This window comes from Parapedobacter tibetensis (assembly GCF_024704835.1).
Classification (GTDB): domain Bacteria; phylum Bacteroidota; class Bacteroidia; order Sphingobacteriales; family Sphingobacteriaceae; genus Parapedobacter; species Parapedobacter tibetensis.
The window spans coordinates 1-15,257 of the sequence record NZ_JAMXBE010000017.1; the positions used below are offsets into that span (position 1 = coordinate 1).

11 protein-coding genes are annotated in these 15,257 nt (G+C 48.4%); 1 reads left to right on the top strand and 10 read right to left on the bottom strand.

Annotated elements, in window-relative coordinates:
* From NF543_RS21220 to NF543_RS21235, 4 genes are all read right to left on the bottom strand, one after another.
* Window positions 1-654, bottom strand: a 654-nt coding sequence (locus NF543_RS21220) for a hypothetical protein (RefSeq protein ID WP_257670207.1), incomplete at its 3' end; no start/stop codon positions are given.
* 29 nt (window positions 655-683) lie between these two features.
* Window positions 684-2,267 (bottom strand): O-antigen ligase family protein, encoded by a 1,584-nt coding sequence (locus tag NF543_RS21225; protein ID WP_257670208.1) that lies wholly within the window; start codon window positions 2,265-2,267, stop codon window positions 684-686.
* A gap of 51 nt (window positions 2,268-2,318) precedes the next feature.
* On the bottom strand, window positions 2,319-2,453 hold the full coding sequence (locus tag NF543_RS21230) for a hypothetical protein (protein WP_257670209.1): 135 nt from the start codon (window positions 2,451-2,453) through the stop codon (window positions 2,319-2,321).
* Window positions 2,453-4,630 (bottom strand): discoidin domain-containing protein, encoded by a 2,178-nt coding sequence (locus tag NF543_RS21235; protein WP_257670210.1) that lies wholly within the window; start codon window positions 4,628-4,630, stop codon window positions 2,453-2,455. The genes NF543_RS21230 and NF543_RS21235 overlap by 1 nt, the downstream gene beginning before the upstream one ends.
* 295 nt (window positions 4,631-4,925) lie before the next feature.
* Between NF543_RS21235 and NF543_RS21240 the strand changes: the two genes are divergently transcribed.
* A complete protein-coding gene (locus NF543_RS21240) occupies window positions 4,926-5,654 on the top strand; it encodes a hypothetical protein (RefSeq protein WP_257670211.1) in 729 nt (242 codons plus the stop codon).
* A 48-nt stretch (window positions 5,655-5,702) separates the two neighbouring features.
* Here the strand turns inward: NF543_RS21240 and NF543_RS21245 are convergent, their stop codons facing one another.
* From NF543_RS21245 to NF543_RS21270, 6 genes are all read right to left on the bottom strand, one after another.
* A complete protein-coding gene (locus tag NF543_RS21245; protein WP_257670212.1) occupies window positions 5,703-8,174 on the bottom strand; it encodes a glycoside hydrolase family 95 protein in 2,472 nt (823 codons plus the stop codon).
* A gap of 37 nt (window positions 8,175-8,211) precedes the next feature.
* A complete protein-coding gene (locus NF543_RS21250; RefSeq protein ID WP_257670213.1) occupies window positions 8,212-9,891 on the bottom strand; it encodes a glycoside hydrolase family 28 protein in 1,680 nt (559 codons plus the stop codon).
* A gap of 37 nt (window positions 9,892-9,928) precedes the next feature.
* On the bottom strand, window positions 9,929-11,401 hold the full coding sequence (locus NF543_RS21255; protein WP_257670214.1) for a pectate lyase family protein: 1,473 nt from the start codon (window positions 11,399-11,401) through the stop codon (window positions 9,929-9,931).
* A 365-nt stretch (window positions 11,402-11,766) separates the two neighbouring features.
* The gene (locus NF543_RS21260) at window positions 11,767-12,837 is read right to left on the bottom strand and encodes a pectinesterase family protein (RefSeq protein ID WP_257670215.1); all 1,071 of its coding nucleotides are present in this window, start codon (window positions 12,835-12,837) and stop codon (window positions 11,767-11,769) included.
* A gap of 7 nt (window positions 12,838-12,844) precedes the next feature.
* Window positions 12,845-13,516, bottom strand: a complete 672-nt coding sequence (locus tag NF543_RS21265; protein ID WP_257670216.1) for a thrombospondin type 3 repeat-containing protein — start codon at window positions 13,514-13,516, stop codon at window positions 12,845-12,847.
* Window positions 13,517-13,631: 115 nt separating this feature from the next.
* Window positions 13,632-15,257: a DUF5123 domain-containing protein gene (locus NF543_RS21270; RefSeq protein ID WP_257670217.1), complete on the bottom strand. Its 1,626-nt coding sequence runs from the start codon at window positions 15,255-15,257 to the stop codon at window positions 13,632-13,634.

The window sequence follows — 15,257 nt, forward strand, 5'->3', positions numbered from 1 at the left end:
CGATACAATCTTGCCGCCGCGGTAACGCCAGCCATTGATCAGGGTTCCGTCAAGTTTGTAGAACAGCACGTCGCCCTCGAAATCCGGATCACGGTTGAAGTAGCTATTCTTGCTGATCTTGCCCCCGTTGCGAAGATACGCATAAGTCCCTACAAAAACCATCAGGAAGCTACGGGTATGACCGATCCGCAGGTCCTTGTGCACCACAAGCTTGGCCGTATTGCGAATAGACCGCGAATCAGCACCGTCAGATACCAGGGCCTTCGTCTCGCTGTCCATAAACAGGGCTCTCCCCTTGGTCATCATCGTCAGTTCCACCACTTCAATGTCACCCTTCCGCTTTTCCTTGGCATCGGCCCAGTTAGGCTTGGCGAGCAAGCCGCTTTGCCCGCTACCCATGACCGCGCCGTCAAGGGCCGAAATTTTCTCCCCGCTCCCTTCCGCAACAGTATTTGCCCCAAAATCGAATTCCACGACCGGAAGGTTGTGCTGCTCGAACCATTGCTGTGCAGTACTGCGCGTCAACTCCCGGTTCGTGCTTTGCCGCATGCGCTCCGATAGGAAGTCGTCGCGCCTGCAGGCATACACGATCAACGTGAGTAGCAGGATGCCCGCACCCCACATCGCATAATTTTTAACGGTTTGTTTTACCATAGTTTAACACATTTAAATTTATCAACGGTTTAATTAATATCAAATGATTCCCGAAGGGAACGGTGCAACTCATAGGTGTCAAATCCGTATACCTTTACCGGCTCCTCCAATACCTGCCGAGCCAACGCCATGCCCTCCGCATCACGCCCCTGTACCTTATACAGCATCGCCAAGCGTCCACGCGCTGCCTGCCGCGACGGCACCATGCGGGTGGCATAGCGGTATCTGGACTCGGCACCTTCAAGGTCTCCCGTCTCCCGGAGGCAGTCGCCCCAAAGGATATAGTGATCCGAGTGCGGCATTTTCGGCACCCATCGTTTTAACAGGGCGATACAATCCGCATATTGCCCTGTCTGGTACAATTCACGACCATACCATGACAGGTAAAGCTGGTCTCCGGCTAAATAAGCCATGTTCCTGCCAAGGAAGTCTTTCACCTCGGCGGTATCCTTTACCCTCCCCTTCAGCAAAACATGGAGCATGGCATAGCGGCGATGTAGGTGTAAGATAGCCGACAGCCCAGCCAGGAGCAAAAGGCCCAGTGCCAGCCGTTGTACAGGCACCGCTATGATGGGCATAGCGGTCGTCAAGGCCTTCTGACCCGGCAAACCACAGGCAGCCGACCAGATAACCGTCATCCATGCCAACATTGCATATTGCTGCTGCGGATAGGAGAAAAGCCCGTAGGCAAGGAAAGCCAACAAGACGCCTTTTAGTACGTACCCCATCGGCACCTGGGGACGAAAGCCCCACAACAGGAAAGATACCGTGGCCAGGTACCCAGAAAGTCCGATAAGTCCGTATTCCACGGCGATACGGAGGGGTTCATTGTATGCCAGTACGTTGTTCCCGGCCAATAGCCGCTCGTCCATCGGCCGCTCTTGCTCGAAATAGCGGGCCTGGTGATGCATGTACTGCGAGGCAAATCCTTGTGCCCCGTGCCCGAACAGCGGCTTTTCCTGTACCATACCCCAAGCAATCTTCCAGACCAGCAAACGTCCATCGGCGGAGGCCGTACGTTTTTGGTATAGCCCCCACGCACCGGCACCAATCACGCAAAACATTCCAACCAGCATCAGCATCAGATGCATCCCCCTGCATTTATAAGGGGTCAGATAACGTCGGTAGACCAGGTATCCCGTACCCACCAGATAAGCCAACCATGCCGCCCGCGCATCCAACAAGATAAATACGGGCAGCGCAAATACGATGGCGAAAAGAAAGACATGCCTACATCTACCCTTTACGACCTTGAAAAGCAGCATCCCGCAAAGGAACGACAACAGCAAGGCCATCAGTCCGGCCATGATAGCAGGGTTGGAATAAGGCCCAGTAATCGTAAAATACAGGTTATTGGACGATACCGCACCGCCGTACTGTAAATAGCCGTGGCCCGATAGGATAGAGAGGGCTGCACTGGCACTCCAGCCCAGGATGTTGACCAATGTATAAGTAGGGGTTGAAAGCCGTAGGACAACATATAAACCCGCAAGGGCTATCTTGCTCATAAACCCCAAAGCATGTGTATATACTGGGAAATAGCAACTTTCCAGCAGAAACCAGCATATAAAGACCACATCCCACACATACAGCGCCGGTCTAACGGATCTCATATCCCAGATCATAAACAAGCCTCCCCACATGACGGCATAGCATACCGCAAGCTACATCGATGTGCGCATGCCGTTATAAACATCAAAGATGGGAAGGGTCGTTGCCAACACCAATACCGCAAAGAGCCCCACCATACCCATGCCGGCTATGCGCTCATGTTGTTTGATAGCTTGCCGCGCCCTCATCACTGGTACAATGGATTATGAAGGTTAATAAATTGTTGTTCCCCGTTCGGTTGGGTAAACGGAAGTTCCTCATTTCCTTCGCCGAGATTCTGAAGACGGTATAGGGTCCCGGCCGGCACGTTGTTAAATTGCAGGTAATGGTATGAGGCCGTTTGCCTGCTATGTTCCTGCCAGTTAAGTCCGTCATGATACCACAGCCGGTATTCGTTGCCGGGGACGATTCCATTGTTAGCCGTGCGCGGGACAAAACGTACATGGGTAATCTTCACTGGGCGGCCAAAGTCCATACCTGTACCAGAAGCCCCTACGTAGGTATCCACTACACCGTCAAAGGCATGCTCCGGGTTGGAGCCCGTGGGCAATGGGGTACCGTCAATCCGCACCAGCGCGGGTTCCCCTCCCCTGCCATCTGGCGGGTAAAAGATCGGCAAATCCGTGGCTGGCCGTGCGGAAAAGCCCGGTTGCCCGGGCCCCAAAAATTCCATATGGGCAATATTAACGGGACCACGGTCCGCGGTCCAGAACCGGTAGTATCGATATGTAGAATCGTTATCCAGCTCTATTTCCTGCAAATAGGGGGCCGGGGGCCGCGAAAGCACGGCCAACGTATCATAGCCTGATTTCTCTTCCTGACTGCCTGTAAAAAAGCCGCCGATCAGTTTTTCACGCATTGCTTTGAGCCTTCGCTTCTCCGGATATTTGCGGCTGATCATGAACGCAACCGACTGTTCATCCCTGGGATAATAGGACACGTAGCGAACCGGGGCCTTCTTCTTTCTCCAGAAGGATCGCTCGAACAGTGTATCGCCATCAAGTTCCAGTACCTTCTCGTCTGCCGCGCGGTTATGCGTGAGCGGCAAAGGAATATCCCCGGGGACACCATCGGCATCCAACATAAACGGAGGGCCGATCGGCACGATTTCTTCATTTTCATCCATGTAAGCGAGCACAAAAACCGTAAAGAGCGGTACCTGCTCAAAAACCGCCTGCCGACGTTTACGTTCTATCCTACCCCACGCCACGGGATTCAGCCCCTCGCGCGTCAGCATACAGAGATACGCCAAATGGTTGCCGGTTTCTCCCCTGAAAGGCAGCTTCAGGGTTACCGTTTGATGATAACGATGGGTCTGGTCAGACAGTAGCGGGGAAGACAGCTCTTCCGGAATGTACTCGTCTTCGCCTGCCAGAAAATATGGTGTGCGCGGGTTGGCCGCAAATTGGCGCCGGTATACCTTGCCCGCATATTGGATATCGCTTTCCCAATCTTCACGGAGGGCATTATCGGGTGAGGTGTACGGCTGCCATATACCGTTGGAATCAGGAGAAACACACCAAAAATGACGGCTTGGGCGATCCTTCCATTGCAGCGTGTACTCGTAAACCACCGGGATGCCGCAGGCGCGGAGTATGCGTATACTCCAGTTGGTCATATTGTGGCAATCCATCTTGAACTTGGGAAGCAGCAAATCGTAAACTGCTGACTTGGCCTTGGGTTTCGTAAAATGGTTGATCCATCGGCTCTTGGTCACGTAGGCTTGGTAGCGCAGTAACACATCATTCAGACCAATATCATCGGGTTTATGAATTTTCGATGCCCATTGTTGCCGCAGATTGCCGCGATTGAAAATCAGTTCTTCATTGGTACTACGGTACGGCAGCACAAACTCCCTGAATGTTTCAAAATCCATTCCTTGCAGGAAAGGGCTCTCCTGCCAAACAGCAAATGCCTGATCGATGTTATTTATGAGGAATGGGGCTTCGACCACTTCGATGTCCGCACGGCCATTCTCCTTATGCCGGGGCGGATCAAGCTGACCAAATTCAACTGCCAATTCCCGCCGGACCGAATCGTACCCCTTCGGTTTGGCCTTCAGTATGGTACGGATATTCATTCCCCCGAACAATTCGCGGTACAGGGAATCGGTGCGGCTGACGAAATGGTCATAACCATCGGGAATGAGCACGGATTGCCCACTGCCATGATATGGCATGTTGGCGATAAGGAAACACGCAGCCTCGAATTTCCTTTTGTCACGGTGCCTGTAATGGTCCAGCACCGTTTCCAGCTCAGCCCTGTTGGCTCCGGTCAATGCCAGCGCCCGCTCCACGTTTCTTGGATAGGGACGGCACCCGCCCGCGGCTAGCAGCACAAAAAAACAAATCAAGGCCCGGCTCATGTTAAGGTGTTGTATGGATAGCTGTTTATAATTGTCTTTAACACACAAAATTAGGAATCGGAATGAAACAAGCAAATAATCATTGGGATAAATCTACGCAAACGATACCGGTACGGTAAAAGCGGTCAATTGGCGAGGCTTTCCACGGACCAGGCGCCGGCTGCCATGGAAAAGGTGATGCCTTCCACGGTATAGTTGTCGGCTTCCTCGGACTACCCTCGCGCTACGTGGGCCAAGCCAGCGTTGGGCTTGTATGAGCTTGCCGCTTCCATGCATAAAGAAGCGCCGAGAAGGTATGAGGCAACCGCTCCCTAGGGGTAGGCAAAAGCAGCCATGGGATAGGCAGCCGAATAAACGTACCACGGAATTGCACCCTCGGGGTAGGTTGGTACTTCCTAGGGGTAGGGAGCCGCTTCCACGGGCTAGGAAGCCTAAGGAACGTACTGCCGAATTGAACCCTTGGGGTAGGTTGGCACTTCCTAGGGGTAGAAAGCCGAAGGAATGTACTACGGAATCGCGCCCTCGGGGTAGGTTGGTACTTCCTAGGGGTAGGGAGCCGCTTCCACGGGCTAGGAAGCCTAAGGAACGTACTGCCGAATTGAACCCTTGGGGTAGGTTGGCACTTCCTAGGGGTAGAAAGCCGAAGGAATGTACTACGGAATCGCGCCCTCGGGGTAGGTTGGTACTTCCTAGGGGTAGGGAGCCGCTTCCACGGGCTAGGAAGCCTAAGGAACGTACTGCCGAATTGAACCCTTGGGGTAGGTTGGCACTTCCTAGGGGTAGAAAGCCGAAGGAATGTACTACGGAATCGCGCCCTCGGGGTAGGTTGGTACTTCCTAGGGGTAGGGAGCCGCTTCCATGGGCAAGGCAATGGCATCCATGGGCTAGGAAGCCGTTGGCACGGGCGAGGGCATGGCATCGAAGCTCTAAGCCATCGATTCGAAGTCCTACGCCGTCGGGGAGAAACCCTACGCCGACCGCACCTACTGCGTGGAAATGGCAGTTGCCTTCCCGGATCTCCTGAAAACACTGAAGCCCATGAGCTATTTTCGGATCATGGAGCGAAACAAGCTCATCGTTTTAACACGTATTTTTTACCTTGTTTTGTCATCACATCAAATTCAGTAAACACGGGGATTGCACTTGTTTGTTTATCTACCGTAGGGTGGATGATCGGTTCTTTGATCGGATGCACCGCAAAGAAGGGATTTCGGTTTTCGCCAGTGGCCGGCTCCAACCGCAATTCCGGCGGGCAGTGCTGTTCGGCCAACCGGATCCGGCAGTTGCCCCCCAGCTTCGAATAGACCACCAGTTTGGTCAACCGGCGTTGCTTCCACGCCATATCCACCACGAAACCACCCCGGGCCTTCAAGCCTTTCACCTCGCCATTGGTCCAATGATCAGGCAATGCGGGCAGGAGGTGCAAAGCCCCGTCGTGCGATTGCAGTAGCATTTCCGCGATCCCAGCTGTACAACCTAAATTTCCATCGATCTGGAATGGCGGGTGCGCATCGAGCAAGTTAGGATAAGTACCCCCGCTCTGTGCCGACTCTTCCTCGCCTGCAGGGCTCAGTTGGTCGGCGATGAGCTTATACGCCCGGTTGCCGTCGAGCAGGCGGGCCCACAGGTTGACCTTCCATCCCATGGACCATCCCGTAGATTTGTCTCCCCGATAGACCAGCGATTGCTCGGCTGCCTTGAACAAGGCCGGGTGCCTGATGGGCGATATCTGGGCTGCGGGGTAGAGCCCGTAAAGATGGGAAACATGCCGGTGCTTATCGCCCGTGCGGTCCCAATCTTCCATCCACTCCTGCAGCTGCCCGAATTTACCCACCTGCATCGGTGCCAGGCGCGCTTTCTTGCTGATGACCGTATCCCGGAAATCGGCATCAGTACCCAGTACCTTCGAAGCCTCAATAAACGCCGTGAACACATCGAACACCAACTGGTTGTCCATCGTCGTCCCGGCGGCAATGCTTACACCTGATTGATGGCCATTTTCGGGCGACATGGACGGCGCCACTACCAGCCAGTTATGTTTGGGCTCTTCTTGCAACACATCCACATAGAACATGGTGATGCCCTTCAATACGGGGTAATAGTCCGCCAGGAAACGCTTATCGCCATTGTAGAGGTAGTGCTGCCAAATATGCTGAGTCAACCAGGCTCCACCCATTGGCCACATGCCATAGAAACCACCATCAACGACTCCCGTAATCCTCCATAGGTCTGTATTATGATGCATGTTCCATCCACGTGCCTTATACATTTCTTTTGCGCTCTCCTGACCTGTAATAGCCAAATCTTCAAGCATAGCGAACAATGGTTCATGCGTTTCGCTAAGATTGGTTACCTCAGCTGGCCAATAGTTCATTTCCGTGTTGATATTGACGGTGTACTTGCTATCCCAAGGAGGAGAAAGCTTTTCATTCCAAATTCCTTGAAGATTTGCTGGCTGACCTCCCGGTTGTGAGGAACTGATCAATAAATATCGACCAAACTGAAAATATAATGCCACCAAATGTGGGTCATGGGATTTTGCAAATTCTTGCACACGCACATCGGTAGCTTTTGCCGCTTGAGGGGAAACGCCTAAATCCAACTTTACGCGATTGAACTGTTCCTGGTACTTTTTGCTATGGTTGGCAATTGCCCTTGCATACTTAACCTTTATAGCCTTATCCAGCATTTCCTGTGCGCTTTGAGCAGGATCGACAGATAAATCATTATATTTCTTAAAATTAGTTCCGATAGCGATGTACAGCACTACCTCATCAGCATCTTGAATTTCCAGTTTATCATCACTTTCGATCAACCGACCGCCTTTTAACACGGGCCGAACGATTCCTTTGAAATTGACTTTGCCTACTTTACTGTCTACCGAACTACTGGTTCCCGACATGGTTAACTGTCCGCTTTCACCACGTACCGTGGCGGAGTTATGCGGCGATGTCAAATTTAGGCTAAACGAAATACTCTTTTTCTTAGACGACGTCAAACGCACTACAACCACATTATCGGTAAAAGAGGCAAACACTTCTCTCTTGAACGTTGTTTGATCAACCTGGTATGAAGTACGGGCTACTGCGTCTTCTATATCCAAGTCACGTGTAAAATTGGTGTAGTTGGCGTGTTCTGGGAAATCTAACCAAAGGCTGCCGAATGTTTGATATGGCATGCCATAGTCTAGACCTTCAGGTGCGTGTCTAGGAAAAGCTTCGTTAGACAAAGCTTGTGCCTCATGGGCTTTTCCTGCAGCAAGTAGTGCCCGAATCTGCTGTATTTTTTCAAAGCTGTTTTTGGGAACATTATTCCCTGGTTCCCCGGCCCATATCGTTTCTTCGTTCAATTGGATTTGCTCCTTCGACGGGTTTCCAAAAACCATGGCCCCCAATCGGCTATTCCCTATTGGCAAAGCTTCGTTCCACTCCGAAGCGGGCTTATCGTAAAAAAGTCGCAATCGTTGTTCCTGGGTGACAGACTGGCAAAAAGGAACAACTGCTAAAATGGCTACAACTATCGTATGCAAGACAGGTTTTTTCATGTTAAAATGGTATTTTGTATAATGTATTTTATTCCGATTAGTTATTGTTCAATTTAATGGCATCTTCGGTAGCTCCGTATTTAAATTCCATCTTATTTTCCCCAATATTAGAATTTTTAAACAGCAAGTTCTGAGCATTGCTCCCATTTACTTCTACCAGTGTACTCAGCTCCGTTTTGTAGACCAACCGATCAAAAGTCAAATCCCGGGCACTCTCGATATAGACCAATGGATCTACCTCATCTGTATACAAAGCTGCATTCTTAATCGAAATATTTTGTGCATCTTTTATTTCTATCCCTTTATCTGCTGTCAAGAACAAATTACTTAGGTAAATATCCTTCACAGGCATTTCGGGAAGACCCCGAACAAACACCCCAACGTTTGCTCCGTTACAGATCACGTTATCAATATATACGTTTCTGATTTGGGGTGTCTCAATAGTTACCGGAGGAATTTCCTGTACTTCATTTGCCTTGGGAGGCGCTGTCCAATAGTACATGTCAAAAAAGATAGCTTCATGCACGATATTAGACATATTGATATTGCGAATATGAATATTTTCTACAACACCACCACGACCACGAGTCGTCTTAAAACGAATGCCCTTATCGGTTCCCATAAACGTACAGTCTTCTACGAAGATATCCCTAGCGCCACCCGACATCTCACTGCCAACCACGAACCCACCGTGACCTAGATAGACTTTGTTACGGCGAATAATGACTTGTTCGGTGGCTATTCCCCTTTTGCGGCCTTCTTCGTCTTTACCCGATTTGATACAGATGGCGTCATCACCGACGTCCAATACACAGTCTTCGATCAACACGTTCGAGCAAGACTCGATATCGATTCCATCCCCATTCTGCGCATAATCCGGATTCTTGATCATTAGATTCCTCAGTGTGATATGCTGGCACATCAACGGATGGACATTCCAGGCTGGCGAGTTTTGTAATGTCACCCCTTCGATCAATACTTTTTTGCAGTTAGTGAGCATCAACATGTTGGGACGCAAATAATCTTTGATATCTTCAAAATCAGCCAGTGCTTTTCCTTCCGACAACAGTACTGAGCGTTTCTCCTCATGGGCTAACTTTGTTTTTTCTGAAGGAAACCATGTTTTACCATCTGCGCTGACCAAGCCTCCTGAATCCAGCTTTCTGCGCCATTCACCATCCGTCAGCGCACCCCTGCCAACCATTCTCCAAGCATCACCATTGCCGTCAATCGTCCCTTTTCCGGTCATCGCTATATTTTCCAGGTCCTTACCACTAATTGGTGATTGGTTACGTGCTGACGGTTTTCCCTCATAGTTTCCTTCTACGATCTCATACTGGTCAAAATCCGATGTAAATTGCAGAAATGCATTGTCGTCCAAATGCAGGTTTACGTTGCTTTTTAATGCTATCGGGCCAGACATCCAATAACCAGCCGGTATCAACACCACACCTCCTCCTTTTTTGTTACTGGCCCTAATTGCCTCATTGATACTTTTGGTATTCAATGTGCGCCCATCTCCTTTAGCCCCAAAATTCCGGATGTCGATGGTGTCTTTAGGAAATACCGGTTCATGAATAGTTGGAAGGTTGGACCAACTGTATTGGCTTGTATGATTTATAAACGAGGATTGTCCCAGTAGATCATTTGAGTAAGGGAGAGACGTTATGACCAAAGCAGTAATCCACAGATTTTTTTTGAGTTTAACGGGTTTCATAAATTATAGCTATCGTATTAAATCTTGTAAAAGGTATTTAAATCTGTTCTTTCGTGATGTGTTCTACTATACTGTTGAGATAAACTTCCAAATAGGTATATCCGTCTTCATTGATGTCCTCGGCTTTTTTGGTTGGGTGATGTTTTTCCAACCAACCGTCGGGTATACCATCCCTATCGCTGTCGAGAATCGGTATGCCAGAATCCAATACCGGCCAAGCCAACCACGTTTCATCTTTAGGGTTCGGATTTAGGTCTTGTTGCGAATCGATAATTCCTTTGCGAGGATAGTTTGCGCTTTTCCATTTCCCTCCCTTACCGTTGTGTTCACTTTTACCGATAAACTGAGCGGTCCCTGTTGCGGTTTCATGAACAATGCGTTGATCGATAGCATCCCTATGTAGGGAAGCCCCAACGCATGCCAACACTTTTTCATAAGCGGTATGGGCATCGTGTGTATGTATCCTGCCCCTTACGGGCACATCTTGGTCAAGTTTAATATTCTTCATCTTTTGATCGCCGACAATGCTAACGCCAAGCCAGTTGTTTTTAGAAAAGCGGTCATCATGTGGCAGCACATTCCCTGCAATGTAATACCTGCCCCACACACCTTTGATGGAGGGAAATGGCCTGCTCTCTGTTTTCGCGTTGAGGGCAACGATTCGATCTCCAATGCGGTTTTCTGTTGCAGGCCCCCGCTTGTAGTAATTGTTGACAATATTGATGTGCATGGCCTCGCCTCCATATGCTCCATTGCCATTCCAGTTATAGATGACATTGTTACGCATGTCGGTCGTATCGTGACCCGCGTATTTCGCGCCGGGTCCTAAGCGCGGTGTACGACTATCGTGATGCGCTAGGAGATTATGATGAAAAGAAGCGTGAACGCCTCCCCAAATAGCCCCGTAGCCATGTGCGCCTTTGGAGTGCCCGGAAAGGCGCAAGCTTTCTGAAATAATGCACCATTGCATCGTGAAATTCAGGTTGTCGTAGAAGGAAGAACATTCGTCGGTACCCCAGCTTATCGAACAATGGTCTATCATAATATCTTTATTCTTCCCACCACTAAAGGCGTCCGCTCCGTCCGCTTCTTCTTTGGAAATATGGAGGCCGCCCATGCGGAATCGGAGATACCTGACAATGACGTTGTCTGCACGTATAGCGACGGGAAAACCGGCAAGCGTAATTCCCCCTCCCTGCGCCGATTGGCCCACGATAGTTACATCACCTTTATCAATCGTAAGCCGGCTGTTCAACACGATCGTCCCTCCGGTTTTGAACACAATAGTACGAGGGCCTTCTTGATTCAAGCACCATCTCAGCGATCCTTCCCGCCGCATGGCATCGCCGTTATCGTTGTCTTCTAATGTAGTGACATAATAGACCTCTCCCCCACGTCCTCCCATCGTGTACATCCCTCCTCCTTCAGCGCCGGGAAAAGCCGGCGTTTGTGCAGATACGTACAAAGTATATCCGAGAGTAGCCAAAAATATGCAGATTAGTTTCTTCATGATGTTTATTTATTTAACAAAATACTAGTCATAATAAATAGTCTAACGGCTTTTGGATCGTTGTTAGCGAGCAAACGAGTGTTCTTTTCCTTGCCCTTTTGCTTCCACAAGTATAGAGAAATCGTCTAGTCAAACAGTTCAAAAATTGACACAAAAGGTTTGTAATTTCAATTTTAGGCCTATGAAATTGTTTTTTAAGTGCCTGAATGTCATTTTGTTGTGTTTATTTCTTTAGCTCATCATACGAATATTACATGGAGGCGATTGAAAACGCCCCTAGTTGCATGCATCCACTCGCTCGGATAGGAAGAATCTTGTGAACTATTATAAACAAAATCGTGGGATTTGGCCGACAACCGCTCGGGTCAATCTTGGGTAACAATTGCCGCATCAACAAACGACGGATGTTGGTTACCGATAACCTTTTCGTACGAAAAGGTTTGTACTTGTTCTTCGGTTAGCTGGTGGGACCACGGCACCCTCGTGCTTGGGCTCGCTCCCTCACCTTTAGAATTATACTCTGCATAAAACGCAGTCCTTTCATTGTCGGCATTATTCCAGTTGTGCCAGCCTGCCTGATGGATATGCTTGTTCAATTCACACTGCAGATAAACAACACTAGCATTGGGTCGCCACGGTCTTCCGAGATAAACTGAGCTGTCCCCAACGTCTGGTACCGATGTAAAATGGCACTTATTGAACACGTAACCAAACGATTGATTTGCGGGAGTGGAGGCTGCTGTAATATAACCATTTCGGGTACTTACCACGTGACAATGGTCAAAGAAAGCCGTAGAACCTCCAAATATAAAATCGACAGACCCTTCGATATAGCAATCCTCCAAGTATTGTATAGTGCCTTCGGCCGCATACCAAGTGTCTTGATGGCCTAGAAAACGACAATTGCGAAAGGATGATCTCGCGGCACCAATATTGATGGCCAAAGCCTGCCCCGCCGCTATGCCAGCAGTATTTTCGAATGTAATCTTTTCAGCGACAAAATAGCTGCCATTAGCAAAAAATGACGAAGAGCCGCTGGTACCATACGCTGTACCGTCGGGTCTCAGGCGTTTTGCATAGTTATCATACGTAAGAATGGTCTTATTGACATCCTCGCCTATTAAGTATATATATTCCTTACCATGCGGAATCGTGATCACTTCTTTGTAAGTGCCAGCTTTAATAAAAATATAGCAATAAGATCTGCTATTGGTTGGTGCAGCATTTATCGCTTCTTGAACCGTTTCAAAATCGCCACTGCCGTCGGCAGCAACCACTAAGTCGGCCTTAATAACATTGGTTTCGTTAGGTGCTGTCGTTTCATTCGTATCTTTTCCTTTCTTTTTAGCGCAAGACGTCGCGGCAGGAGATATTGAAAAAGCAATGATGATGCAAGCCAGTAGACTGGTCATACCGCTGCACCACTTATGGGTCATGATCATATTATTTGACAGGATTCGTTAAACTATTGATATACACTTCTATATTATCGTATGCCGTACTGAGGTCTCTGCCATTTGCGTTAGGTTTTTGAGGATCTAAATTATTCGCAATTTCCCAATCATCAGGCATTCCATCATTATCAGTGTCTTTGGGTGAAATTACACTGTTCAAAACTGGCCAGCCGCCAACATCGTGAGGTCTATCAATAATGCCGTTTCTACTATATTGATCCCCGCTGGAGCCATGTGCAGTAAATGACCCATTCCTGACGTCATTGATGATACGGATGTCTACATCATCTCTTTTGAGACTTGCACCAGCATGTTGTAATACTTTTTCATAAGCCTCCTGAGCCGAGTGGGTAGTGACATTATTCGCTACATCATGCGGTTCGGTTAAACGCATGGCTATCTTAATAACTCTTCCTCCTCTCCCTCCGGTTACTTTACGCCCAAAGCCTTCTGCGCCGAGAAAAGCCAAGGCTTCCTCTTCTATAGGTGTATTCGGATCTTCATCACTGGTAGCAGAGTTACTTTTCCCACAGCCCATTAAGAAAAGCATCATAAAAACACCTATACCGAAATGGGCTTTAAATTTGAATAGATCCAACCTTAGTGGTGAAACGCTTATACTAACTGCTACATGATTACTTGAATAATTCATTTTTATCATATTATTTGTCTAAATACGGATGAATCGGCCTCCGTTAAGAGACTAATTCATCCATTAACATTTGATTTTTTGAATCTGACCATGCGCCCCAAATGACACGCCCCTTCCTCCTTTGCTAGTCAAACCACCTCGGATCTCCAGCGGTGCCGCGCCCACCAAAACCATTCCCGGCCTTGATGCTAAAATTGCGCTGTTCTGGATTGACAAACAGATCAGCTGTAGTGCCATCGAAAATGGTGATGTTAGCAAAATCACGAGAAGCCCGCTCAATTTGCAATTCGGCTGTCCTATAGCTTCCTGCAAAAGAAACGCCCAGGCCAAAATTAGCATGATCATAACTTGTGGCATTGATGCTAGCACCACTGTTTGTTCCTGCAATAATATTGTTGTTTATTGTCAGCGCTAACGGCAAGCGGTTCGTATCAAAGCGCAGCAATTGAGACATTCCCAAATTTTGATTATAGAACGTACAGTTTTCAATCACAATGCTTGCCACGCTCACACGCACATCCATCAATTGTGTGGCCAAATCAGTCAATGTACTATTAGTAAAAGAAACCAGGTCGACAGATGCCGTACTTCCGCCAATATTCACGACTCCCCACCCTCCGTTTCTATTGACCATACAGTTATCAAACGTGACATGTCGTACGCTTACACTATTATTTAGGCGAACTACCCCGTTTCCAAACCCTTCAATATAACAGTTGGCGAACGAATACCCTGCTGCTTCAGCGCCGTTCTGATCCTGCGTGATCAAGAAAGCGCTTCCACTAACGGCATGGATGTCAACATTCTCAAAAATCACCTCCCCATACACGATATCCGCAAATCTGAATGAACTGAGGTTTAATTTTGGTTTATTCCCATTGGCATCGGGTTCGCCGGTAACACTCACGTTGGACACACCTAATGGCAATGTCAACGCACCTAAATCATACGTTTGGTTTCCTGAAAACATCAAAATGACATTGGGTTCCCCTGCTGCAATCGCTGCTGAAACCAGCGTGGGAATATCATCCCCAGGGCTAATGGGAATGATCTCGCCCCCATCCAATCCCGATGTCCTTAAAATCCTTGAACCGCGCTCTACATCGTCGTTGTAGATAGCTGCCCTATAATAAGTGCCCGGTTCAAGGTCAGTGATCTCGATCGAACCATTCGTCTTGTCACTTTCGGTCAGGTCTATTCTCTTTAGCTCAAGATTGCTTAACGTATCGAAAACACTGATATGAGTGACCCTGTCACTAGGGGACCAATGCATTACAATACGGTCTATATAGGTCTCCCAAGAAGTAAACAGCTGTTCGGCGGTCGTTTGAAAGTGTATTTCAACGTACTTGGACTCTTCCCCTGTTTTGGTATTGATGCCTTTCATGCGGGCAGCATAGTTAGCGCTTCCATCTAACTCATCAAACACTATACGATATTCAACTCTTGCTGGTGAAGTGGACGGAGCAAATGGAGTAAGGGTATCCGCCAAAATCTCAACCGCTTTTACAATCTCACTAAATTCATGATCATCTGTACTGAATTCAAAAATATACTTGTCTGCAGAAACGATCTGCGTATACCTAATCTCGACCTCCGTAGCCGCTACATGACTTACATCGAAAACGAGTGGCCTGAATAGCCTTTGATACGAGAGATCGACCTCCCAATCATTTATTTTTTTCTCACAACTCGTTATAGCAGCTATTCCTACAACAAAGAGTGCCAATTTGAAAATTATCTTTTTCAT

Excerpts from the sequence above, each read along its gene's own strand:
- NF543_RS21225 (WP_257670208.1), bottom strand. The coding sequence starts at position 2,267 with ATGAGATCCGTTAGACCGGCGCTGTATGTGTGGGATGTGGTCTTTATA.
- NF543_RS21230 (WP_257670209.1), bottom strand. The coding sequence starts at position 2,453 with ATGAGGGCGCGGCAAGCTATCAAACAACATGAGCGCATAGCCGGCATG.
- NF543_RS21235 (WP_257670210.1), bottom strand. The coding sequence starts at position 4,630 with ATGAGCCGGGCCTTGATTTGTTTTTTTGTGCTGCTAGCCGCGGGCGGG.
- NF543_RS21240 (WP_257670211.1), top strand. The coding sequence starts at position 4,926 with ATGAGGCAACCGCTCCCTAGGGGTAGGCAAAAGCAGCCATGGGATAGG.
- NF543_RS21245 (WP_257670212.1), bottom strand. The coding sequence starts at position 8,174 with ATGAAAAAACCTGTCTTGCATACGATAGTTGTAGCCATTTTAGCAGTT.
- NF543_RS21250 (WP_257670213.1), bottom strand. The coding sequence starts at position 9,891 with ATGAAACCCGTTAAACTCAAAAAAAATCTGTGGATTACTGCTTTGGTC.
- NF543_RS21255 (WP_257670214.1), bottom strand. The coding sequence starts at position 11,401 with ATGAAGAAACTAATCTGCATATTTTTGGCTACTCTCGGATATACTTTG.
- NF543_RS21260 (WP_257670215.1), bottom strand. The coding sequence starts at position 12,837 with ATGACCCATAAGTGGTGCAGCGGTATGACCAGTCTACTGGCTTGCATC.
- NF543_RS21265 (WP_257670216.1), bottom strand. The coding sequence starts at position 13,516 with ATGATAAAAATGAATTATTCAAGTAATCATGTAGCAGTTAGTATAAGC.
- NF543_RS21270 (WP_257670217.1), bottom strand. The coding sequence starts at position 15,257 with ATGAAAAAGATAATTTTCAAATTGGCACTCTTTGTTGTAGGAATAGCT.